This window comes from Crossiella sp. NPDC003009 (assembly GCF_053591555.1).
Genome location: NZ_JBSFUA010000001.1, coordinates 230,169 through 252,013 on the forward strand (window position 1 = coordinate 230,169; position 21,845 = coordinate 252,013).

Sequence of the window (21,845 nt, forward strand, 5' to 3'; positions counted from 1 at the left end):
CGGCGCTTCAACCTGCCCTTCCCACTCCCGCGATCACCAAGGAGAACCGTCGTGAACACCGCTGTCGCCTATGAGTGGCACCGGGCCCGCAGTCTGCGCTCGACCTGGGTGTTGCTGGTCGCGGCCGGGGTGCTCGCGCTGGTCTCCGGGCTGTACTGGGGGGCCAAACGCGACCTGGGCACCATGGACGCCTTCGACTCCTCCCTCGGCATCGCCCTGACCCTGGGCATGGCGTTGGTGGCGGCGGTGGGGGTGTGCGCGTTCGGGCTGGACTACCAGCACGGCACGATCCTCACCACCCGCCTGGTGCTGCGGTTTCCGGCCCGGATCGTCGCAGCCAAGGCCGTGGTGGTCGGTGGGCTGAGCCTGCTCGGGGGTGTGCTGATTTCCGGGCTCGCGCTGGCCGGGGTGCTGCTCGCCGGTGGCACGGCCGGTGGCGGGGCGGGGCACGTGTTACTGCGCGGCGTAGGTGTGCTGCTGCTGGCGCTGTTGTCCGGACTGACCGGGCTGGCGCTGGGCGGGTTGTTAGGGCACACCGCGATCGGGACCGGGGTGTTCCTGGCCTGGACGCTGGTGGCTGAGACGGCGCTGGGCTCGGTGCTGGACGTGCCGACGTCACGGTTGCCGTTCCGGGGGACCGAGACGCTGTTCGCGGGTGGATCACCGCAGTGGTTGGCGCCGGTGTTGTTCGCCCTGGTGGCGGCGGCTGGGTTGACCGCGGTGGGATTCACCCTGGCTCGTCGGGACAGCTGAGCCGTAATGATCACTTGGCCGCCTAGAGTGTTCGTGATGCGGCCAGAGGAACGCGTGCGGCGAGGTCACCTCATCTGGTGGGACGGCCGGGTGAGTCTGCTCGTGCTGGACCTCGCGGTGTTCACGGCCGTGTGTTACCTCGAGCTGCACAGCGCCGTGGTGCAGGACAAGCTGAGCAGCCCGCTCTACCTGGCGGCGCTGGTCGCGTTCATCTTGACGTTCGCGCCGCTGCGTCGCCGGTTCCCGGTGTTGGTGCTGGTGGTGGCGCTGGCGGGCATTCCAGCCGGGCTGACCCTGGGGCCTGCCACGGTGGCGGTGTACACGGTCGCGGTCCGGCACGGGCTGGGCTGGATCACCGGCGGCTGCATGGTGCTGACGCTGATCGTGGAGTTCGGGCTCCGGTGGCGGTACCGGCTCGATGAGCTGCCCGCGGTCGCGCTCTCGGCGGCCCTGTTCGTGTTCGCGCCGGTGCTCGCCGGGTTGTGGATGAATCAGCGGGCCGCCCTGCTCGCTGTGTTGCGCGGCCGCGCGGAGGAGGCCGAGCGCACCCGCACCCTGCTCGCCGAGCAGGCCGTCTCCGCGGAGCGGCGGCGCATCGCCAGGGAGATGCACGACGTGGTCGCGCACCGGGTCACCGCGATCGCCTTGCAAGCCGGTGCGTTGTCGGTGACCGCGCCGGATGAGCACACCGGGCGCACCGCGGAGACCATCCGCTCGGTCAGCGTGACCGCGCTGGATGAGCTGCGCGGCATCCTGCGGGTGCTGCGCGACGAGGCCGAGGAAGGCGAACCACCGCCGTCGCGGCCGACCGGCGCGGGCCTGCTCGGCTCGGTCGAACAGTTGGTGGCCGGGGCGCTGGCCACCGGTGCGCGAGTCGAGCTTCAACTGCCGGACCCGCTGCCCATGGTGCCCGAACAGGTCGAGCGCGCGGTGTACCGGGTGGTCCAGGAGGCGCTGACCAACGCCGGGAAACACGCGCCGCACGCCGCCATCCAAGTCGGGATCACCGCGACCAAGGACTCGCTGATCGTGGAGGTGTGCAACCGGCTCAGCCCGCGACCGGCGAACGTGCCCGGTTCCGGCTACGGTCTGCTCGGCATGCGGGAACGGGTGGAGCTGGCCGGAGGACGGCTCACCGCGGGTCACGCCGACGGTGGCGTGTTCCGGGTGACCGCGCGTTTTCCGTTGGAGGAGAAGACATCGTGACGGTGAAGGTGCTGCTGCTGGAGGATGAGGAAATCGTCCGCAGCGGGGTCAGGATGATCCTGGAGTCGGCGCCGGACATCGAGATCGTGGCCGAGGACGCCGACGGTTCGCGGGCCGTGGAGCTGACCGACCGGTTCCGGCCGGACGTGGTGCTCACCGACATCCAGATGCCCAAGGTGGACGGCATCGAGGTCACCCGGCGGCTGACCGGGCGGCCCCAGGCGCCCGCAGTGGTCATCCTCACCACCTTCGACATCGACGAGTACGTGCACGCCGCCCTGCGTCACGGTGCGGCCGGCTTCCTGCTCAAGGACAGCCCGCCGCAGGAGCTAATCACCGCGGTCCGGGTGATCGCCTCCGGTGAGGCCATGATCTCGCCGCGCATCACCAAACGCCTGTTGTCCCGCTTCGCCGCCGGCGCCGCCGAAGAAGCCGCCCTGTCCCGCCTGGCCACCCTGACGGCGAGGGAACGGGAGGTCGCGATCCAGATCGGCCACGGACTGAGCAACGCCCAGATCGGCACCACCTTGTTCCTGAGCGAGTCGACCGTGAAGGTCCACATCGGACGGATCAAGTCCAAACTGAACGCGGCCAACCGGACCCAGGTAGCCATCCTGGTGCACGACGCGGGCCTGCTCTGACCCGACGAGCGCGCCGAGCGGCGTCAGCGGTGCGCTGGATAGGACCTGGCGTTGCCGCGGCCGATCAGGAACCACAGAACTGGGCCCAGGAACGGCGCGCAGAAGGCGAAGATGATCCAGACCAGCACCATGCCGCCGGTGAGGGGGCTGCGCAGCATGCTGATCAGGGCGGCCAGGAAGAACAGGAAGCCGGACAGGATGACCAGGATGATCGCGGCGGAGGCGCCGAAGGCCCAGAACTGGTCGGTCATGGAGTGTCTCCTTCACGGTGGGGACGTTGTGCCTGGGGGAGGGAAGGGGCGCTGGGGCTGGCCCGGTCGTCGGTCACGCGGAGACCGCTGATGAGACCGGAGAACCCGGGGTGGGAGCGCGGACGCCAGGCGAACAGCAGGGCCGCTACCGGGAGCAGGTTGGCCAGGCTCGCGGCGGCCGGTGCGTAGTGGCCGAGGCCAGTGAACAGGTAGTAGCCGAAGGTGCCGAACAGCAGTGCCGGGATGATCCTGGCTCCGGGCGCGGTGCCGTCGGGGCGGATCCGGCGGAGGCGGACTGCTCGTTGGCCCAGGGTCGCGGCGTTGGGGCCGAGGGCGGGCAGGGCCAACAGGAGTGTGGCGGGCAGCCAGGTGGTCAGGGCGGTCAGCAGGAAGTTGCCCCAGGGGCGCTCGGCCAGCCAGAGGTCAAAACCGTAGTGGCCCACCAGGTTCGCGGTGGTGCCCAGGACGCCGCCGAGGACCAGTACGGACAGCAGGTCCACCAGCATGCCGAGGAGACGGCGGGTGGTGGTGACCGGGCGGGGGAGCTCGGCGTTGGTCCCACGGCGGCGGTCGAACAGGCGCAGCACCGGAGCGCACAGGACACCGACGGCGGTGCCCAGGGTGTTGGTGAGCAGGTCGTCGACGTCGAACAGGCGGTACGGGCAGGGGAACAGGAACCAGTTGCCGGTGAGCTGGGTGCACTCGATCAGCAGGGACACCGCGGCGCCGAGCAGGATGATCACCAGGGCGTTGCGGCGGAGGTAGTGGCGCAGGTAGGCGCCCAGCGGGACGAACAGGGCCACGTTGAACAGGAGTTGCTGGACCGCCGGGTTGGTCAGCAGGCCGGTCAGGCCGGGGGTGCGCTGTTCCTTGGCGACGTCGGTGAGGAAGCGCAACGGGTTCAGCTGGGGCTGGGTGGCGGCGGCGTGGGCGGCGCACCAGGCGTCATCCAGTTGTGGCACCGGGAAAAGGGTGTAGGCGACCAGGGCCAGCGCGTAGACCAGGGAGCCGAAGGCGAGCAGGGCGTGGCCGGGGCCGAGCTCGCCGCGGCGTCGATAGCTGCGATAGACGAAGGGCGCGAGCAGGAGGACGGCGAGGACGATCCCGCCGACGACCGCCAGCACGGCAGGCAGCAGCCTGGTCGAGATCAAGCTCGGGGCTCCGTTTCGCGGGTTGGTGGGGTGATGTGGCCAGCATTCGCTGGTGGGGGAGGGGGCGCATCAGACGTAGCGGCAGGGTGGGTAGTACCAGAGTCGTAGGGGGAGGTGGCCTGGTGGTGATGTGTGGCGTGGGGGTTCACTCGTTGGGGCGAGGGGCGAGGGGCGAGGGGCGAGGGGCGAGGGGCGAGGGGCGAGGGGCGAGGGGCGAGGGGCGAGGGGCGAGGGGCGAGGGGCGAGGGGCGAGGCTGGGCGCACGGGAAGAGGCGGGGCGGGGCGCGCTGGGACCGGTCCCGGGTGGGGTTTTTAGGGTGCGTGGGGTGAGTCGGATGGCTGAGCGGGTGCCCGAGGGCCGGTGGACGGCGGGGCGGGTTGTGGTGTGGGTGGTCGGTGGGGTGATTACCCTGGCGGCGGGGACCGTGGTGGTGGGGCTGGTCCTTCAGTGGCTGTTGCCGGGTGTGTTTGGGCCCGGGGTGGGGCCGATGTTGCCGCACGGTGTCGGTTTTGGGCTTACCGCGCTCTACCTGGCGTGGCTGGTGGCCAGGGCGGTGCGGCGGGGCGGTTAGCCGGGCCAGTTGCCGCGTTCGGCCAGCAGGAGGACCAGGGCGGCGATGTTCCACGAGTCGTCGTCGCCGCGGTGGTGCCTGCCCTCCATTGGGAGGCCGGCGATCTTCAGCGCTTGTGCCATGCCTACTGGTCTGCGCAGCTCCAACGCGGCGGCGAAGACGGCTTTCGCGTTGGTGTGGCTGGAACTGAACGGGTAGGGCGTGGTGGTGCACTGGCGCTGGAACTGTTTGCGGTCGTAGTCGCCCCAGCTGGTCCAGTTCCGTTCGCCCGCCTCGTGTTCAGCGGTCAGCTGGGCGCAGGCTTCGGGGAAGGTGAGGCCGGTGTCCACTTCGGACTGGGTGAGGCCGGTCAGCTCAGTGCAGAAGTCGCTGACCGTGGACTGCTGGGGGCGGACCAGGATCCGGTGTTTGGCGAGGCGGGTTCGGGTGGTCAGGTCGACTACCGTCAGGCCGATCTCGATGATTTCGCTGACCTGGTCCGGGGGTGGGGTGCTGGGCCAGCAGGTGGCTTCGACGTCGATGACGTTCAGCAGGTGGGGCCCCCTCATGGGGGCAGGCTAGCGAGTGGGTGCTGTCCGGAACCAGTCAAATACGGGCCGACATCGCTGACACAGCGCGTGGTCCGGTTGAAAGCTCCGCTGGTGCCGGATCCGGCCGCCTACGTGGATCCTTTTATCGGCACCGGATTGGCCAACGCGGCCGCTGTTGAGATCAACAACTTTTCCAGTCCTTCGGTGCCGTTCGGCATGATGCAGTTCTCGCCGGACACCCTCGGCTCCTACGCCGGGTACCAGTACCACAATGACAAGATCCGAGGTTTCAGTCTCACCCATGCCAGTGTCGGGTGCAGTGCGTTCGGCGACGTGCCGATCCTGCCGGTGACCGGCGAGCTGGGCGCGAAGCCGTGGGAGCGGGTCGAGCGCTACCAGCACAGCAGTGAGCAGGCCGAACCCGGCTACTACGCGGTGGCCCTGGCCGGCTCCCAGGTCCGCGCGGAGCTGACCGCGACCACCCGCACCGGGCTGGCCACGTTCACCCTGCCCGCCGACGGGCACGTGCTGGTCAAGGGCCGGGCGAGCCTGTCGGGTAACTCCGGCGCGCGGGTCACCATCGAGAACGACACCACGGCCACCGGGTCGGCCAGCACTGGGACGCGGGGCGGGTCCGGCAGGACACCAGGGCGAAGTGGCGGGCCGAGCTGGGCAAGATCCGGGTGGCCGGGACCGGCGGGTTCGGCCAGGACGGGTTCGACGAGGGCAACGCGGTGCAGTACACCTGGATAGTTCCGCGCAACCCAGCCGGGCTGATCACCGCGATGGGTGGCCGAGAGGCCGCTGCGGCGCGGCTGGACGCCTTCAGCGCCAAGCTCAACGCTGGTCCGCTCCAGCCCTACATGTGGGCCGGCAACGAGCCCGCGTTCGGGATTCCCTGGCTGTACAACCACACCGGGCGGCCCTGGCGCACCCAGCAGGTGGTCCGGCAGATCATGACCACCCTGTTCAACGCCACCCCGGACGGCGAGTCCGGCAACGACGACCTCGGCGCCCAGTCCTCCTGGTACGTCTGGGCCGCGCTCGGCCTCTACCCGGGCACTCCCGGCACCTCGGACCTGGCCGTGCACAGCCCGCTGTTCCCGCGCGCCGTGCTCGACCTGCCCGGTCGCGACCAGGCCCACCGTCCTATCGCGACGGTGAGCACGACTTCCTGGCCAGTGCCAACAGCATGATCACCGTGGGCCCGGCGGCAGTGCGGAGCTCACCGTGTCGGCGCGCAGGATGGCCGGGAAGGACCGCGAACTCACCGTCACCGCGACACTCCCTGCCGGGATCACCGTCAGCGGGCCGGAGCGGTTCCGGCTGGATGACGGGCAGGCGCGGTACCAGGTGAGCGCGTCCGCGCCGGAGGGCTACTACGACATCCCGGTGACCATTGCGGGTGAGCACCGCACGGTGCACACCACGGTCACCGTGCTGGTCGCGCCGGAGGGCAGCCTGGTCATCCGTTACGGCAACACCGGGATCGCCGATGACAACGACAAGTCGCAGGCCAACCTGGACGGTGGCGGCAACAGCCACCCGCGGCAGGCCCTGGCCGAGGCCGGGCTCACCGGCGGCAAACAGGTCGAGGTCGCGGGCACCACGTTCACCTGGCCCGCCGCGCCAGCAGGGCGTCCGGACAACGTGGCCGCCGACGGCCAGACCGTCTCGCTCACGGGGCAGCCGCGCAGGCGGACCACAATCAGCTGCACCTGTTCGCGATCGGCACCGGCTGAACCAGAACCTACTGTTCAACCGCTCTTTCCGGGCGGTGCACCTTGTCCTGACAGGGTCCGGGCATGGACCGTAGATCGTTTCTGCTCGCCTCCGCCGTGGCCGTGGGCGCCACCACCGCAAGCGCACCGACGGCCACGGCCGGTGCCGAACCGCTGACCCGGTTCAACGTGATCAGCGACATCCAGGGCGACCTGGCCGACTTCGGTACCGCGCTGGCCGACATGCGCCGGACCAACCCGCGCAGCGCCGGGCTGGCGGTGGCCGGGGACATCACCCCGCGCGGCTACGACTTCGAGTACGCCCAGGTCCAGGCCGAACTGGCCAAGCACAGCCATCCCGGTATCGCCTGGGCGATCGGCAACCACGAGTTCTACGTGCCCAAGTGGCGCGATCCGCAGACCCTGGCCCAGGACACCTGGCCCAACGGCACCACCGAGGACTCGCTGTTCCGCAGCTTCTACCGCTTCGCCAAGCGCAACACCGTCTTCAGCGAGCACCTCTTCGGCGGCATCCCGGTGCTGTGCATCGGCACCGAGAAGTACATGCACTACCACGACAAGGCGCTCTGGGACGAGGTGTGGCTGAGCGAGGAGCAGTTCAGCTGGCTGGAGCGGCGGCTCGCACACTGGGCGCGCTGGCGCAAGCCGGTCATGGTGATCACCCACCACCCGCTGCCGAACACCGTCTCCGGTACCCGAAACAAGCTCTACCTGCGCGACTACCTCCAGGCCGACCGGCTGCTGAACCTGCTGGGGCGCTACAAAGACGTGTTCCTGTTCTCCGGGCACACGCACTGGAACCTGGACCTCTCCGACTGGTTCGTCCGCCGCGTGGTCCCCGGCACGGCCAACCCCGAGGGCTTCCCGGTGATCAACACCGGTGCAATCCAGACCGGGTGGACCGACAACGGCCAGGGTGGCGAGGTGACCGTGCCCGGCAAGTTCAACCAGGGGCTCCAGGTGGAGGTCTTCCTGGACCGGGTGGTGGTCCGGGCCCGTGACTTCGCCGCAGGCTCCTGGCTGAAGCAGGTCACGGTGCCGCTGCACACCTGGCTGTGACGAAGCCCGGCAACGCCTTCAGCTCGCCGAGCAGCATGGCGGTCACCGCCACCGGGTAGTCGTCGAGGGCGAACCGGTGCGGTCCGATGTGGACCTGCACCGGGGTGTCGCCCTTGTGTGCCAACAGGGTCTGCTTCAGCTCCAGCACGATCGACTCGGTGACCCGCTCCGGCACAGCCCGCAGTACCAGCGGTTCCGTGCCGGGGGCGGTGAGGTCGAGCGGAACCAGGTCGCCGCCGAAGACCGACATCCGGTCCTCCCGCCAGTTGACCCTGCCCTTGACCAGCACCGCGTTGTCCTCCACCAGTGCGGAGGCGAACAACGCATAAGCCTTGGGGAAGAACAGCACCTCCAGCGCGGCGTCCATATCGGCGACCGTGCAGATCGCCCACGGCTCGCCCTTCTTGTTGACCCGCCGTTCCAGCGCGGTGATCAGCCCGGCCAGCTGGAGCTCACCCTCGCGCGGCGGGTTGTCCAGGATCGCCGCGATCGGCTGCCGGGCGTGCCTGCGCAGGATCGGCTCCGCGCCGTCCAGCGGGTGCGCCGAGACGTAGAGCCCGAGCATCTCCCGCTCATAGGAAAGGAGTTGCTTGCGCGGCCACTCCTCCGCGCTGAACCGCAGGTGCGCCAACGGGGAGGAGGTGGCGGGCTGTTCCGGCCCGGGGCCGAACAGGTCGAACTGGCCCATCGCCTCCTGCCGCTTCAACGGGACCACCGCGTCCACCGCCTCCTCGTGCACCTGGCACACCGCCAGCCTGGTGTGGCCCAGCGCGTCGAAGGCACCCGCCTTGGCCAGCGACTCCAGCACCCGCTTCTGGCACACCACCAGCTCGGACTTGGCCAGGAAGTCCGGGAAGGACTCGTACTTCCCTTTCACCGCACGGGTCCGGATGATCGACTCGACCACGTTCGCGCCGACGTTGCGCACCGCGCCCAGCCCGAACCGGATCGACTCGCCCACCGCGGCGAAGCGCACCTCCGAGGAGTTCACCTCCGGCGGCAGCACCCGGATGCCCAGCCTGCGGCACTCGGAGAGGTAGATCGCCGACTTGTCCTTGTTGTCGCCCACCGAGGTCAGCAGCGCCGCCATGTACTCCGCCGGGTAGTTCGCCTTGAGGTAGGCCGTCCAGTAGCCGACCAGCGCGTATCCGGCCGCGTGCGACTTGTTGAAGGCGTAGCCGGCGAACGGCAGGATGGTGTCCCACAGCGCCCGCACCGCCTCGGCGGAGAAACCGTTGCCGCGCATGCCGTTCTCGAAGCCCTCGAACTCCTGTTCCAGCACTTCTTTCTTCTTCTTGCCCATGGCCCTGCGCAGCACGTCGGCCCGGCCCATCGAGTACCCGGCGACCTGTTGCGCGATCTGCATGATCTGCTCCTGGTAGACCACCAGGCCGTGCGTCTCGGCCAGGATCTCGCGCAGCGGCTCGGCCAGCTCGGGGTGGATCGGGGTGACCGGCTGGCGGCCGTTCTTGCGGTCGGCGTAGTTGTTGTGCGTGTTCATCGCCATCGGGCCCGGCCGGTACAGCGCGTTGACCGCGATGATGTCGGCGAACTCGGTGGGGCGCATGCGGCGCAACAGCTCCCGCATCGCGCCGCCGTCGAGCTGGAACACGCCGAGGCTGTCCCCGCGTCCGAGCAGCTGGTAGGCGGCGGGATCCTCGACCCCGAGGCGGTCCAGGTCGACCTCCTCGCCGCGGTTGGCCCGGATGTTGTCGATGGCGTCGCCGATCACGGTCAGGTTGCGCAGGCCGAGGAAGTCCATCTTCAGCAGGCCGATGGCCTCGCAGGAGGGGTAGTCCCAGCCGGTGATCACCGAGCCGTCCTCGCGCTGCCACAACGGGATCGTGGCCAGCAGCGGCTCGCTGGACATGATCACCGCACAGGCGTGCACGCCCGCGTTGCGGATCAGCCCCTCCAGGCCGCGGGCGGTGGCGAAGATCTGCTGGCTCTCGGGGTCGGAGTCCAGCAGGGCGCGCACCTCGGCCGCCTCGCCGTGCCGCTCGTGCGCTGGGTCCACGATGCCGGAGAGGGGGATGTCCTTGGCGGCCACCGGCGGCGGCAGTGCCTTGGCGATCCGGTCCGCGATGGCGTAGCCGGGCTGTCCGAAGTGGACCCTGGCCGCGTCCTTGATCGCCGCCTTGGTCTTGATGGTGCCGAAGGTGATCACCTGCGCCACCCGGTCCGCGCCGTACTTCTCGGTGGCGTAGCGGATCATCTCGCCGCGGCGGCGGTCGTCGAAGTCGATGTCGATATCGGGCATGGACACCCGCTCCGGGTTGAGGAACCGCTCGAAGAGCAGGCCCAGCCGGATCGGGTCCAGGTTGGTGATGCCCAGCGCGTAGGCCACCAGCGAACCCGCGGCCGAACCGCGGCCGGGACCGACCCGGATGCCGATCTCCCTGGCGTGCTCGATCAGGTCCGCGGTGACCAGGAAGTAGGACGGGAAACCCTTCTGCGCGATGACTTCCAGCTCGAACTCGGCGCGCGGCAGGTAGTCCGCCGGGATGCCGTCGGGGAACCGGCGGCGCAGCCCGGCCAGCACCTGGTGGCGCAGCCAGCTGGCCTCGGTGTGGCCGTCGGGGACGGCGAAGCGGGGCATCCGGTCGCGGTGGGCGTACACCTCGTCGTAGGGCTGGACCCGCTCGGTGATCAGCAGGGTCGAGTCGCAGGCGCCGGGGACCTCGGTGTCCCAGTAGGCGCGCATCTCCTGCGCCGACTTGAGGTAGTAGCCGTCGCCGTCGAAGGCGAACCGGTTGGGGTCGTTGAGGGTCTTGCCGGACTGCACGCACAGCAGCGCCGCGTGCGCCTCCGCCTGGTCCCTGGTGACGTAGTGCGAGTCGTTGGTGGCCAACGGTTTCAGTCCCAGTCGGCGGCCGATGTCGAGCAGGCCCTCGCGCACCGAGCGTTCGATGGTCAGGCCGTGGTCCATGAGCTCCAGGAAGAAGTTGTCCGGGCCGAAGATGTCCCGGTGGTCCGCGGCCGCGCGCAGCGCCTCGGCGGGCTGACCCAGGCGAAGCCGGGTCTGCACCTCGCCGGAGGGGCAGCCGGTGGTGGCGATGATCCCCTCGGCGTGCTCCGCGATCAGCTCGCGGTCCATCCGGGGCTTGCGGTAGTAGCCCTCCATCGAGGCCAGCGAGGACAGCCGGAACAGGTTGCGCAGGCCGGTGGCGTTCTCCGCCAGCATGGTCAGGTGGGTGTAGGCGCCGCTGCCTGCCACGTCGTTGCCGCGCTGGCCCGCCTGGCCCCAGAACACCGGTTTCTTGTGCGCGCGGCTGCCCGGCGCCACGTACGCCTCGATGCCGATGATCGGCTTGAGCCCGGTCTTGACCGCCTGCCGGTAGAACTCGTCCGCGCCGTACATGTTGCCGTGGTCGGTCATGCCGACCGCGGCCATGCCCAGCCGCTTCGCCTCGGCGAACAGCGGTGCGATCTTGGCCGCGCCGTCGAGCATCGAGTACTCGGTGTGCACGTGCAGGTGCGTGAACGACCCCATCCGTCACTCCTCCTGGTTGTACTGTCGTGCCGGGCGGAGTGCATTGGACGGGACCTGGCAAGGGAACGTCCAACAACCGACACGGCCCGTGAACAACCGGTTGTTGTGGGAGGAGCAGGGTGGACCTGGATCTGGGCGCGGTGCGGGCGTTTGTCGCCGTGGCCGACGAGCAGCACTTCGGCGCGGCCGCCGACCAGCTGGGCCTGACCCAGCAGGGCGTGTCCAAGCGGATCGCCAAGCTGGAGGCCGGCCTGGGCGCGGAACTGGTCAGCCGCGGGCGCACCGGCACCGGCCTGACCGAGGACGGCCGGGCCTTCCTGCCGCACGCCAGGGCGCTGCTCGCGCTGGCCGACCAGGCGGTCGGCTCGCTGCGTGCGCGGGACCGGCCGCTGCGGGTGGACGTGCTGGCCACCAGGGTCTGCCCGACTGAGCTGATCAGGTCCTTCCACGAGGCCAACCAGGACGCCAAGATCGACATCATCTCGTCGAAGGGACTGCGGACGGTGCGGTCCGGGCTGCTCAGCGGCGCGATCGACGTGGGCTTCGCCAGGGTGTTCGGCCGCCTGGAACCCGGCATCGAGCACCTCCCGGCCTACCTGGAGCCACACCACCTGCTGGCCGGGCGCAAGCACCGGCTGGCCGGTCGCCGGCGGGTCCGGCCGGACGAGCTGGCCGACTCGATCGCCTGGATGCCCGGCAACGAGCCGGGCAGTGAGTGGGCCGACCTCTACGCCGACTTCCGCCGCGACTTCGGGCTGACCATCAGCACCACGGGGCCGAACTTCGGCTTCGACCACATGCTGGACCAGATCGCCGCCTCCGAGGACCGGTTCACCTTCGGCGGGGAGAAGATGCGGGTGCCCTGGCACCCCGGCATCGCACGCATCCCGCTGGTCGACCCGGTGCCGCTGTACCCGTGGTCCATGCTGTGGCTGCGCGGCAACCGGCATCCGCTGCTGCCCAGGCTCATCGAGCACATCCGGGCCGGTTACACGCCGTTCGACCCGGACCGGCAGTGGCTGCCCACTGCGGACCGGCCACTGTTCGCTTCATGAAGGCTTGCTCATCTTGGACTCATGCTGGCGCCAGGTCGCGCGGCAAAACTGGGTGCCATGACGAACCAACACCGTGCCAAGTTCCTGATCGCGACCGCCGGCGTGCTGGGGGTCCTGCTCAGCGGGTGCGCGGGCGGCGCGGGCGCCGCGCCGGGCGCCGCCGCGCCACTGCCGAACGGCATCGCGGCCCCGAGCTCCGGTACCGCGCAGCCCGGCAACCAGCCCAACCAGCCCGCTCCGGTGTCCTTCCCCAGCACCGAGATCGACGCTGACGACCAGCGCGGCGACGGCGTCAAGGTGCTGATCGAGGAGGCCGAGCTGCCCAAGGCCGGCCACGTCGCCGTCTACGACCAGTCCGGGAAGCTGCTCGGCTCCGCGCCGGTGCCGCCCGGCGCGCACCGCGACCTCGCGGTCACCCTGAACCCGGCGCTCGGCCAGGGCAACCACTCGCTGCGCGCCGTGCTGACCACGGACGACGGCGACGGCAAGTTCGACGCCACCAAGGACGCGCCGGTCCGCGAGTACGACGACGACCAGGACGACGACGACCACGACGACGAGCTGGAGGACGACGGTTTCCGTTACACCGTCGCCTGATCCACCGCGGAACGAGGACGGGGCGCCCGAGCCGGGCGCCCCGTTCGCGCTTACCTGGCCTCGACCCGGCCGAGCTCGGCCGCCAGCTCCGCGCACGCGCTCGGCCAGGCGGAATCGCCCGGGTAGAGCGTGCTGCGCAGGTAGGCCCAGGTGAGCCGCTGGACCGCGGCCACCCGCTCCGGGTGCTCGTCGGTGGTCTCGGCCACGTCGTAGCCGGAGATCCCGCCCAGCCCGTGCTCGGCGCCGAACAGGGTGAGCAGGGCCTTCGGGCCGGGGGAGAGGTGGTAGGGGTCGGCGTGCCAGTCCGGGCCCGCGACCGTCAGGTGCGCCGAAGCGTCCTTGTCCCCGGCGACCACCAGCGCGGGCGTGGTCATGGTGGTGAAGTTGGTGCTGGACAGGAACGGGTAGCTCTCGGCCACGAACTCGGTGAGCGCGTCGCCGCCCCGGCCGACCGAGGCCAGCAGCACGCCCGCCTTGATCCGGGAGTCGGCCAGGTCCACCTCAACGCCGTTGTCCGGATCGGTGAGCCGCGCGCCCAGCAGCAGGCTCGCGGTGTGGCCGCCCATCGAGTGCCCGGCCACCGCGACCCGGTCCGGGTCCAGGCGTCCGCGCAGCTGCGGGACGGCGGCCTCGATCTCGGCCAGCCGGTCCAGGATGAGCGTCATGTCCTCGGCCCTGGAGCGCCAGAACATCGGCGCGCCAAGGGTTTCCGGCGGCAGGCGCAGCGAGCGCGAGCTCAGGTGGGTGGGCTGGAAGACGGCGAAACCGTGTGCGGCCCAGTAGTGGGCGAGCGGCGCGTAGCCGTTGAGCGAGGACAGGTGGTTGGAGTGTCCCTGGCCGTGGGAGAGCAGGATGATCGGCAGGTTCTCGCCGGTGACGGGCACGGAGACGCGGAGCTGGAGGTCCACGGCACGGCCGGGCGCGGGCAGCACCACGGGGCTGACCGAGAGCACGGCGGTCGGTTCACGCATGATGTGTTTTCCCTTGACTGGGTGGATGGCCGAGCGCTCGGCTACGCTCAAACGGAGCGACGTTCCGGAACGATACGGAGCGCTGTTCCGTTTTGTCAACGGGCTCGTGCGGAAGGAGAGCGTGTGTCCACAGCAGGCCAGCCCCGGAGCAAGCGGGCCGACGCGGTGCGCAACCAGCAGACCCTGCTGGCCGCGGCCGCCGCGGTGTTCGTCAGCTCCGGCGTGGACGCGCCGATCCGGGAGATCGCGGCCAAGGCCGAGGTCGGCATGGGCACCATCTACCGCCACTTCCCGACCAGGGCGGACCTGGTCGTGGCGGTCTACCGGCACCAGGTCGAGGCCTGCGCGGAGGCGGGCCCGGCGCTGCTGGCCGAGACCGGCTCACCGCTGGCGGCGCTGCGGAGGTGGGCCGAGCTGTTCGTGGACTTCCTGGTCACCAAGCACGGGCTGGCCAACGCGTTGCAGTCCGACAGCGGCGGGTTCGAGACGCTGCACGCCTACTTCCTGGACCGGCTGGTGCCGGTGTGCGCGCAGCTGCTCGACGCCGCGGTCGAGGCAGGCGAGATCAGGCCCGGCACGCAGGCCTACGAGCTGATGCGTGGCATCGGCAACCTGTGCGCCGGGCGGGACACCGACCCGCGCTACGACCCCAGTCGACTGGTGGAACTGCTGCTCAGAGGCTTGGCGGCCTAGCCGCGCTTGTCCGCCTCTTCCTTCAGCCGGGCCGCCTCGCGGCGCACCTCGGCCTGGGTGGCGCGCTCCTGCTGGAGCCACTCCGGGTTCTCCGTCTTCAGCGCCTCCACCTCGGCGGTGGTGAGCGCCTCGGTGATGCCGCCGCGGGCCAGGCCGCCGATGGAGATGCCCAGCTTGAGCGCGAGGATGGGCCGTGGGTGCGGGCCGTTGCGGCGCAGGTCGCGCAGCCACTCCGGCGGGTCGGTCTGCAGGGCGTTGAGCTCATCGCGCGAGACGACACCCTCCTGGAACTCAGCCGGGGTGGCCGGGAGGTACACGCCCAGCTTCTTCGCCGCGGTCGCGGGCTTCATCGTCTGGGAGGTCTTGCGCGGTGTCATGTGCCCAGGATATCGGCCGGTAATCTGCACACCGTGACTGGTTCGGACACCCCCTCGTCGTTCCGCCTCGGCTACGTCCCCGGCACGACCCCGGCCAAGTGGGTGCGAACCTGGCAGGAGCGCCTGCCCGACGTGCCGCTGAGCCTGGTTGCGGTGCCCGCCGCCGAGGCCGCGGAGCTGCTGCGCGCGGACGCGGCGGACGCGGTGCTGCTGCGGCTGCCGGTGGACCGGGACGGGCTGCACGCCATCCCGCTCTACACCGAGACCACCGTGGTCGTGCTGCCCAAGGAGCACCCGTTCACCGAGGGTGAGGAGATTTCGCGCGAGCAGTTGGACGAGGCCATCGTGCTGCACCCGCTGGATGACACCCTGGACTGGACCGCCCCGCCCGGCCATCCCGCCCGGGAGCGGCCGGAGACCACCGCGATGGCGGTCGAGCTGGTCGCCGCGGGGGTGGGACTGCTGGTGGTGCCGCAGTCGCTGGCCCGGCTGCACCACCGCAAGGACCTCACCTTCCGCCCGCTGACCGAGGCCCCGGCCTCACAGGTGGCGCTGGCCTGGTTGGCGGACGGCGGGACCGAGCTGACCGAGCAGTTCATCGGGATCGTGCGGGGCCGAACGGTCAACAGCACCCGCGGTGTGCCGCAGCCCCCGGCACCGGCGAAGCAGAAGAAGCCGGCGCGGACCCAAGTCGTGCGGCGGGACACCACCCGCGGTGGTGGCCGGAACCGGAAACCTCGGCGCAGCAGGTAACTCCTGTGGGCGAGAACACCAAACCTGGGGCAAACCGCCCGGGCGTGGGTACGTTGGGCCGGGTGCGTACCCAGATCGGCCTGCTGCTGGCCCTGATGCTCGCGGTGGCCGCGGTGGCGACACTGGGCGCGACCGGCCAGGTGACCTTCGTCAACGACCCGATCACCGGCCAGCCACTGGCCCTGGTCGAAGGCATCCCCGGCCCGGAGAAGGGCCCGCCCTGCCAGCTCGACCAGCGCTATGTCGACGAACAGCCCGAGGGCCTGCGTGACGATGTGGCCGCGGCCTGGCAGCGGTTGCGGGACAAGGCCGCGGCGGCGAACGTGAAGCTGTGCGTGCAGGACGGCAAGCGCAGCGTCGGCCAGCAGGAGCGCGAGTTCGCCGACGCGGTACGGCGTTTCGGCACCAAGGAGCTGGCCGCCAAGTACGTGCTGCCGCCGGAGAAGTCCATGCACGTCAAGGGAATCGCGGTGGACATCCAGCCGATCGCTTCCGCGGTCTGGGTGGAGCGCAACGGCCGCGAGGTGGGCTGGTGCCGCCGGTACGCCAACGAGCAGTGGCACTTCGAGTACGACCCGGGCTACGTGAGCGCGGGCTGCCCCGCCCTGCTGCCCAGCGCCACCGGCAGCTGACCGCCCTCAGGTCTTGATCAGCGGCGCGTCCCGGACCAGCTCCCGGAACCCGACGCCGTAGAACAGCCCGCGCGCCCTGGGATGTCCCGGCGCGCCCAGGCAGGCGACCGTCATGTGGGTGGCCCCCGCCGCCCGGGCCAGGTGCATCCCGTGCAGCAGCATCGCCCTGGCCAGCCCCAGCCGCCGGTAGCCAGGGTGCGTGCCGACCGGCTCGAACTCGGCGGTCTTGTTCACCTCGTCGAGCCACATGATCGTCGAGGCCGCCATGGTGCCGTCCGGCGCTTCCACCAGGACGTGCAGGTCGCCGCGATACGGAGCCGTCAGTCGGACGCCCTGGTAGCTCTCGGCGGTGTAGGTGGTGGGAGCCCAGGCGTCCACGTGGGCCTCGACCGCGGCTTCCGGGCCAGCTTCTTCGGCGGTGCGGAAGCGGAACCCGTCCGGCAGCACCGGCGTTTCGATGTGTGTGAGGTCGCGCTCGTTGAGCTGGGTCCAGTCGCCGGTGTCGCCGAGTGCGGCGGCGTCGGGCTGGTAGCCGTGCGCCGCCCACCGGGTCAGGGCGTGCTCGTCGGCGGCGCTGGGCAGCACCGTGCGCTCGAGGCCCGCCGCGGTGCGGTCGTACCAGTCGATCACCTCGTCGACCAGTTCGGCGTGCTCGGGATGGACCTGGTAGGCCAGGTAGGCCCCGGTGATGTCCTTGACCGAGCCGTCGTTCCGCCTGACCTGGCGCGGCAGGTGCGCCCAGCCCCAGGCCACCAGGTCCCCGTCGGCGAACCACAGTTGACGCGGCCAGCTCGCGCCGTCGGCGGCGTGGCCCTTGCCCCAGTTCCAGGCCAGCTCGCCGTAGGAGGCGTCGCTGTTCACCAGTTCGGGGCGGAGGGCGGTGACCCGCTGTGCCAGGCCCTGCATGAGCCGCACGTCCGCGGCGGTCATCAGCTCCACGTTCGCCATGGCGCGGCACTGTACGGGCTTAGACTGCCTCGTATGGGGGATTTTCAGAGCGCGACCGCGGTGACCCGGCGGGCCGGCACGCAGGACTTCGACGTGGTGCTAGACCAGGGCTGGGGGCTGGAGGACATCCCCAACGGCGGCTACCTGCTCGCCGTGCTCGGCCGCGCGGCCACCGAGCTGGCCGGACAGGCGCATCCGCACGTCACCGCGATCAGCGGTTCCTTCCTCCAGCGCGGCGCGCCCGGACCCGCGGTGGTCACCGCCGAGGTGCTGCGGGCAGGCCGCGCCGCGACCCAGGTGCGGGCCCGGCTCAGCCAGGACGGGCTGCCCAGGGTGGAGGCGCTGGTCACCCTGGGGCGGCTCAGCGACGAGGACCCGTTCTGGTCGGCCTCGAAGCCGCCGGCGCTGCCGCCGCTGGCGGAGTGCCCGCGCTCGCCGGTGATGGACCAGCGCGGCGGACTGCGGATCCACATCCTGGAGCAGGTCGAGCAGTACCTCGATCCAGCCGGTCTCGGCTTCCTGACCGGCAACCCCAGCGGCCGGGCCGAGCTGGCCGGGTGGATGCGACTGGCCGACGGCTCGGACTGGGACCCGCTGAGCCTGGTGCTCGCCGTGGACTGCCTGCCGCCGGTGACCTACGACCTCGGCGTGTACGGCTGGACCCCGACCGTGCAGCTGTCCGCCTACCTCCGCGCGCTGCCCGCGCCGGGACCGATCCGGCTGCGGGCCGCGGCGGCGGAGCTCGGCAACGGTCACGTCGATGTGACCGTTGCCGCCTGGGACAGCAAGGACCGGCTGGTCGCCCAGGGCACCCAGATCGCCTCGGTGCGGCTGCCCGGCTGAGCTACACCAGCTGCTCCTGCTCGACGAGCCCGGTCAGCGCCGAGGGCAGCGGGCCCTGGTGCAGCACGCCGAGCCGCTGGGTGGCGCGGGTGAGCGCCACGTACAGCTCGGCCGCGCCGCGCGGGCCGTCGTTGAGGATCCGGTCCGGGTCCACCACCAGCACGGCGTCGAACTCCAGGCCCTTGGTCTCCGAGGCCGGCACCGTGCCCGGCACCCCCGGTGGGCCGATCACCACGCTGGTGCCCTCCCGGCCCGCCTCCGCCCGCACGAACTCCTCGATGGCGGTGGCCAGCTCGTCGCGGGTGACCCGCCGGGACCACGGCCGCACGCCGCAGGCCCGGACCGACTCCGGCGGCTGGACCTCCGGCGCGAACTGGGCCAGCACGGACGCGGCGACGGTCATGATCTCCGCGGGGGTGCGGTAGTTCACCGTCAGCGACCGGTAGACCCAGCGGCCCGGCACGTACCGGTCCAGCATCTCGCCCCAGGAGTTGGCCCCGGCAGGCGAGCGGCGCTGGGCGAGGTCGCCGACGATGGTGAACGAGCGGTTCGGGCAGCGCCGCATCAGGACTCGCCAGTCCATTTCGGACAGTTCCTGGGCTTCGTCGACGACCACGTGCCGGTAGGTCCAGTCCCGGTCCGCGGCGGCGCGTTCGGCCAGGGTGCGGGTGTCCCGCTCGACGAAGCGGTCGGCCAGGTCCTCGTTGTAGAGCATGTCGTGGGCGAAGAGGTGGTCCTCGTCGTCCATCGAGTCCTCGCGGCGCACCAGCATGTCCAGCACCTTGCCGGCGTACTCGGCCTCGGCCTTGCGCGCCCGCTCGGCGGCCTGCTCAGCCGCCAGGTCCGCGGCCTTGTCCCGGCCCAGCAGGTCGACCAGCTCGTCCAGCAGCGGCACGTCCGAGACGGTCCAGGCCGCGCCGTCGGCCCGCCACAGCGCCTGGTCCCCGCCCGCGGCGCGCAGCCGCTCGCGGGAGGACAACAGCGAGGACAGCAGGGACTCCGGGGTGAGCAGCGGCCAGAGCTCCTCAACGGCGGCGGTGAAGGTCTCGTTCGCCAGCAGCTGCTTGGTCAGGACCTTCCGCAGCCGCTCCCACTCCTTGCGGTTCTCCCTGGTCAGCCAGCCCTTGCCGATCCGGGCGATGGCGCGTTCGGTGAGCGCCCAGGTGAGGATCTCGACGAACTTCACCCTGGCCTCGTTGTGCGGCTGCACGCTCGCGCGCGCCTCGTCCCTGGCCCACTCGGCGACCCCGGCGTCGATCCGTACGGTGACGTCGTCGAGCTCGATGGTCACCGGCTCCGCCGGCAGCCGCTGCCGGTCCGTGATCGCCGCGCTGAGCACGTCGACGATCGTGCGCGAACCCTTGAGCCGCGCCACTTCCGGGCCGTCCTCGGCGGTGACGTGCCGGCCGGGCACCAGGTCGCCGGTGGTCATGAACACCGCGTCGGTCTCGCCGAGGGAGGGCAGCACCCGGCCGATGTGGTTGAGGAAGGCCGGGTTGGGGCCGATCACCAGCACACCGTGGCGTTCCATCCGCTCGCGCTGGGTGTAGAGCAGGTAGGCGACCCGGTGCAGCGCCACCACGGTCTTGCCGGTGCCGGGCCCGCCCTCGATCACCACCACGCCGGGGTGGTCCAGCCGGATGATCTCGTCCTGCTCGGCCTGGATGGTGGCCACGATGTCGCGCATGCCCTCGCCGCGCGGCGCGTTCACCGCGGCCAGCAGCGCCGCGTCCCCGCTCTGCGCGCCATCGGGACGGCCCAGCACCTCGTCGGTGAAGGAGAGCACCTCGCGGCCCCTGGTGTGGAACTGGCGGCGCCTGCGGATGTTCTCCGGGTTCGCGCCGGTGGCCACGTAGAACGCGCGCGCGGCCGGGGCCCGCCAGTCCACCAGCACCGGCGTGTACTCGTTGTCCTCGTCGAACAGCCCGATCCGGCCGATGTAGGCGTGCGTGCCGGCCAGGGTGTCCAACCGGCCGAAGCAGAGCCCGTTGTCGGCCACGGACAGCCGCTTGACCTCCCTGGCCCGCGCGCGCACCTCGACATCCCGCTCCATCGGGGTGCCGCCGGTGCCGCCCAGCGCCGCGGTGTACCCGTCCTGCGCGCGCGTGCGCAGCTCGTCCAGCCGCTCGTAGAGACCGGCGACGTAGTCCCGCTCGGAGCGCAGTTCCTCGTCGTAACCCTGAATGGACAAATACCCCTCACAACTGCCGAACTGGACTTCGGTTGCACGGTTCACGCGTTGAGCAGCAGCGACGCGGCCACGGTCACCCCGTCGGTGCGGATCATGCCCGCCACGGCGCGGGCCCTGGCCCGGGTCCCCTCGTTGAGGATCACGCGCAGCGCGCCGGAGAGCGACTCGAAGGTCGGCACCGGACCGTCGTGGGCCGCGCCGACGCCCAGCTCGGCGACCCGGCGGGCCCAGTACGGCTGGTCCCCGCGCTGCGGCACCACCACCTGCGGCACCCCGCCGCGGGCGGCCGTGGTCGTGGTGCCGGCGCCGCCGTGGTGCACCACCGCGGCCACCCGCCCGAACAGCGCCTGCTGGTTGACCTCGCCGACCACGAAGCAGTCTGCCAGGTCCCCGGCCGTGCTCAGCTCGGCCCAGCCGCTGCCCAGAACCACCCGGCGGCCCTGCGCGCGCACCGCGTCCACCACGACCCCGGCCAGGTCGGTGGCATCGAGCATGGGCATGCTGCCGAAACCCACGTACACCGGCGGCTCACCCGCGTCCAGGAACGCCGTCAGCTCAGCCGGCAGCGGCCGGTCGTCCGGCAGCAGCCACGCGCCGGTCTGCACCACGTCCAGGTCGCCGGGCTGCCACGGGTCCAGCACCGGGTCCGAGGCCAGCCAGGGCCGCTTGCCGAGCACGTAGTCCCGCACGCTGTGCACCGGCGGCAGGCCGTGGGCGGCCCGGTTGTCGTTGAGCGCCGCGCCGAAGAGCGCGTTGACGCTGCGGGCGTTGAACTCCCACAGCTCCCGGTTGTCCGTGACGCCCTCGGGCAGCGGCCAGCCCGGGTAGGCCATCGGCGGGTGGTGCGGCGAGGGCAGGTCGAGCTGCTGGAAGGTCACCGACACCGCGGGCACGCCCAGCTTCTCGGCCACCGACAGCGCACCGGCCGCGGCCGGCATCATCCCGGTCACCACCATCGTGTCGCAGTCCCGCGCCGCCTCGGTCACCACCTCGAACTGGGTGGCGATCAGCTCGGCGGCGTAGCGGGGCAGCGATGAGGGCGGCGGCGCGGCCCTGGTCAGCTCGCGCGCGGACGGGCCGACCGGCGTCAGTGCCACGCCGACCCCGGCCAGCCGGTGCGCGAACGCCTCGTCCGGCGGCGCGCACACCCGCACCTCCGCGCCGAGTCCGCGCAACCGCGCCGCGAGTCCCACGAGCGGCTCCACATCCCCGCGCGACCCGTACGTCGACACCAACACTCGCACAGAGCGACTCCATTTTCGCAGGTAACCGGCTTAGGGCGGTGATTGTGCGGCATGAGTGGGGCCTTGCCGCAAGACCCCCGGTGCGCTATAAGTTGAAGGTGGAAAGGAGCGGGCACGCTCCTTTTGTGCGTTGAGGGGGACCA

Annotated in this window: 23 protein-coding genes; 14 read left to right on the forward strand and 9 right to left on the reverse strand. The window is 71.1% G+C overall.

All coding sequences use genetic code 11. The features are described from left to right. Positions 1-51 precede the first annotated feature (51 nt). Genes ACWDY5_RS01150 through ACWDY5_RS01160 form a run of 3 tightly spaced genes read left to right on the forward strand, consistent with a single transcriptional unit; the run spans position 52 to position 2,600 of the window. Complete coding sequence (locus ACWDY5_RS01150) at positions 52-753, forward strand: hypothetical protein (protein WP_449720343.1); 702 nt, start codon at positions 52-54, stop codon at positions 751-753. A gap of 36 nt (positions 754-789) precedes the next feature. Continuing rightward, positions 790-1,959, forward strand: a complete 1,170-nt coding sequence (locus ACWDY5_RS01155) for a sensor histidine kinase (RefSeq protein WP_449720344.1) — start codon at positions 790-792, stop codon at positions 1,957-1,959. Continuing rightward, positions 1,956-2,600, forward strand: coding sequence for a response regulator (locus tag ACWDY5_RS01160; protein WP_449720345.1), 645 nt, complete (start codon positions 1,956-1,958; stop codon positions 2,598-2,600). The genes ACWDY5_RS01155 and ACWDY5_RS01160 overlap by 4 nt, the downstream gene beginning before the upstream one ends. Positions 2,601-2,623: 23 nt before the next feature. Here the strand turns inward: ACWDY5_RS01160 and ACWDY5_RS01165 are convergent, their stop codons facing one another. Next, complete coding sequence (locus tag ACWDY5_RS01165) at positions 2,624-2,851, reverse strand: PLDc N-terminal domain-containing protein (RefSeq protein ID WP_449720346.1); 228 nt, start codon at positions 2,849-2,851, stop codon at positions 2,624-2,626. Further along, positions 2,848-4,002: a VanZ family protein gene (locus ACWDY5_RS01170; protein WP_449720347.1), complete on the reverse strand. Its 1,155-nt coding sequence runs from the start codon at positions 4,000-4,002 to the stop codon at positions 2,848-2,850. The genes ACWDY5_RS01165 and ACWDY5_RS01170 overlap by 4 nt, the downstream gene beginning before the upstream one ends. A 335-nt stretch (positions 4,003-4,337) precedes the next feature. Here ACWDY5_RS01170 and ACWDY5_RS01175 point away from each other — a divergent pair, with 335 nt between their 5' ends. Then, positions 4,338-4,574: a hypothetical protein gene (locus tag ACWDY5_RS01175; protein WP_449720348.1), complete on the forward strand. Its 237-nt coding sequence runs from the start codon at positions 4,338-4,340 to the stop codon at positions 4,572-4,574. Here ACWDY5_RS01175 and ACWDY5_RS01180 read toward each other — a convergent pair. Further along, positions 4,571-5,122: an exonuclease domain-containing protein gene (locus ACWDY5_RS01180; RefSeq protein WP_449720349.1), complete on the reverse strand. Its 552-nt coding sequence runs from the start codon at positions 5,120-5,122 to the stop codon at positions 4,571-4,573. The genes ACWDY5_RS01175 and ACWDY5_RS01180 overlap by 4 nt on opposite strands. 93 nt (positions 5,123-5,215) lie before the next feature. Here ACWDY5_RS01180 and ACWDY5_RS01185 point away from each other — a divergent pair, with 93 nt between their 5' ends. The 4 genes from ACWDY5_RS01185 to ACWDY5_RS01200 are packed head-to-tail and all read left to right on the forward strand — an operon-like array spanning position 5,216 to position 7,905. Further along, a complete protein-coding gene (locus ACWDY5_RS01185; RefSeq protein WP_449720350.1) occupies positions 5,216-5,857 on the forward strand; it encodes a hypothetical protein in 642 nt (213 codons plus the stop codon). Beyond that, positions 5,788-6,300, forward strand: coding sequence for a glycoside hydrolase domain-containing protein (locus tag ACWDY5_RS01190; protein ID WP_449720351.1), 513 nt, complete (start codon positions 5,788-5,790; stop codon positions 6,298-6,300). The genes ACWDY5_RS01185 and ACWDY5_RS01190 overlap by 70 nt, the downstream gene beginning before the upstream one ends. A 34-nt stretch (positions 6,301-6,334) precedes the next feature. Beyond that, complete coding sequence (locus ACWDY5_RS01195) at positions 6,335-7,003, forward strand: hypothetical protein (RefSeq protein WP_449720352.1); 669 nt, start codon at positions 6,335-6,337, stop codon at positions 7,001-7,003. Further along, complete coding sequence (locus ACWDY5_RS01200) at positions 6,910-7,905, forward strand: metallophosphoesterase family protein (protein ID WP_449720353.1); 996 nt, start codon at positions 6,910-6,912, stop codon at positions 7,903-7,905. The genes ACWDY5_RS01195 and ACWDY5_RS01200 overlap by 94 nt, the downstream gene beginning before the upstream one ends. On the opposite strand, the gene dnaE is transcribed toward ACWDY5_RS01200, so the two are convergent. Beyond that, on the reverse strand, positions 7,877-11,398 hold the full coding sequence (dnaE, locus tag ACWDY5_RS01205; protein ID WP_449720354.1) for a DNA polymerase III subunit alpha: 3,522 nt from the start codon (positions 11,396-11,398) through the stop codon (positions 7,877-7,879). The two genes, ACWDY5_RS01200 and dnaE, sit on opposite strands and share 29 nt — an antisense overlap. Before the next feature lie 119 nt (positions 11,399-11,517). On the opposite strand from dnaE, the gene ACWDY5_RS01210 reads away from it, so the two are divergent. After that, positions 11,518-12,453, forward strand: a complete 936-nt coding sequence (locus ACWDY5_RS01210; RefSeq protein WP_449720355.1) for a LysR family transcriptional regulator — start codon at positions 11,518-11,520, stop codon at positions 12,451-12,453. A gap of 57 nt (positions 12,454-12,510) precedes the next feature. Continuing rightward, positions 12,511-13,050, forward strand: coding sequence for a DUF7282 domain-containing protein (locus ACWDY5_RS01215; protein ID WP_449720356.1), 540 nt, complete (start codon positions 12,511-12,513; stop codon positions 13,048-13,050). A 50-nt stretch (positions 13,051-13,100) separates the two neighbouring features. Here the strand turns inward: ACWDY5_RS01215 and ACWDY5_RS01220 are convergent, their stop codons facing one another. Continuing rightward, positions 13,101-14,021: an alpha/beta hydrolase family protein gene (locus tag ACWDY5_RS01220; RefSeq protein ID WP_449720357.1), complete on the reverse strand. Its 921-nt coding sequence runs from the start codon at positions 14,019-14,021 to the stop codon at positions 13,101-13,103. Between the two features lie 123 nt (positions 14,022-14,144). Here ACWDY5_RS01220 and ACWDY5_RS01225 point away from each other — a divergent pair, with 123 nt between their 5' ends. Then, complete coding sequence (locus ACWDY5_RS01225) at positions 14,145-14,714, forward strand: TetR/AcrR family transcriptional regulator (RefSeq protein WP_449720358.1); 570 nt, start codon at positions 14,145-14,147, stop codon at positions 14,712-14,714. Here ACWDY5_RS01225 and ACWDY5_RS01230 read toward each other — a convergent pair. Further along, on the reverse strand, positions 14,711-15,091 hold the full coding sequence (locus tag ACWDY5_RS01230) for a DUF5997 family protein (RefSeq protein WP_449720359.1): 381 nt from the start codon (positions 15,089-15,091) through the stop codon (positions 14,711-14,713). The genes ACWDY5_RS01225 and ACWDY5_RS01230 overlap by 4 nt on opposite strands. Positions 15,092-15,124: 33 nt before the next feature. On the opposite strand from ACWDY5_RS01230, the gene ACWDY5_RS01235 reads away from it, so the two are divergent. Continuing rightward, positions 15,125-15,844, forward strand: coding sequence for a LysR substrate-binding domain-containing protein (locus ACWDY5_RS01235; protein ID WP_449720360.1), 720 nt, complete (start codon positions 15,125-15,127; stop codon positions 15,842-15,844). A 62-nt stretch (positions 15,845-15,906) separates the two neighbouring features. After that, the gene (locus ACWDY5_RS01240; protein ID WP_449720361.1) at positions 15,907-16,476 is read left to right on the forward strand and encodes a D-alanyl-D-alanine carboxypeptidase family protein; all 570 of its coding nucleotides are present in this window, start codon (positions 15,907-15,909) and stop codon (positions 16,474-16,476) included. Positions 16,477-16,482: 6 nt separating this feature from the next. Here ACWDY5_RS01240 and ACWDY5_RS01245 read toward each other — a convergent pair whose 3' ends face one another. After that, positions 16,483-17,424, reverse strand: coding sequence for a GNAT family N-acetyltransferase (locus ACWDY5_RS01245; RefSeq protein WP_449720362.1), 942 nt, complete (start codon positions 17,422-17,424; stop codon positions 16,483-16,485). A gap of 33 nt (positions 17,425-17,457) precedes the next feature. Between ACWDY5_RS01245 and ACWDY5_RS01250 the strand changes: the two genes are divergently transcribed. Beyond that, complete coding sequence (locus ACWDY5_RS01250; RefSeq protein ID WP_449720363.1) at positions 17,458-18,267, forward strand: thioesterase family protein; 810 nt, start codon at positions 17,458-17,460, stop codon at positions 18,265-18,267. 1 nt (position 18,268) lies between these two features. On the opposite strand, the gene helR is transcribed toward ACWDY5_RS01250, so the two are convergent. Together helR and ACWDY5_RS01260 are read right to left on the reverse strand one after the other, a co-directional pair. Next, entirely contained in the window at positions 18,269-20,458 is a 2,190-nt protein-coding gene (helR, locus tag ACWDY5_RS01255; protein WP_449720364.1) for an RNA polymerase recycling motor ATPase HelR, read from the reverse strand. A gap of 41 nt (positions 20,459-20,499) precedes the next feature. Beyond that, positions 20,500-21,702 (reverse strand): glycosyltransferase, encoded by a 1,203-nt coding sequence (locus tag ACWDY5_RS01260; RefSeq protein ID WP_449720365.1) that lies wholly within the window; start codon positions 21,700-21,702, stop codon positions 20,500-20,502. Between the last annotated feature and the right edge of the window lie 143 nt (positions 21,703-21,845).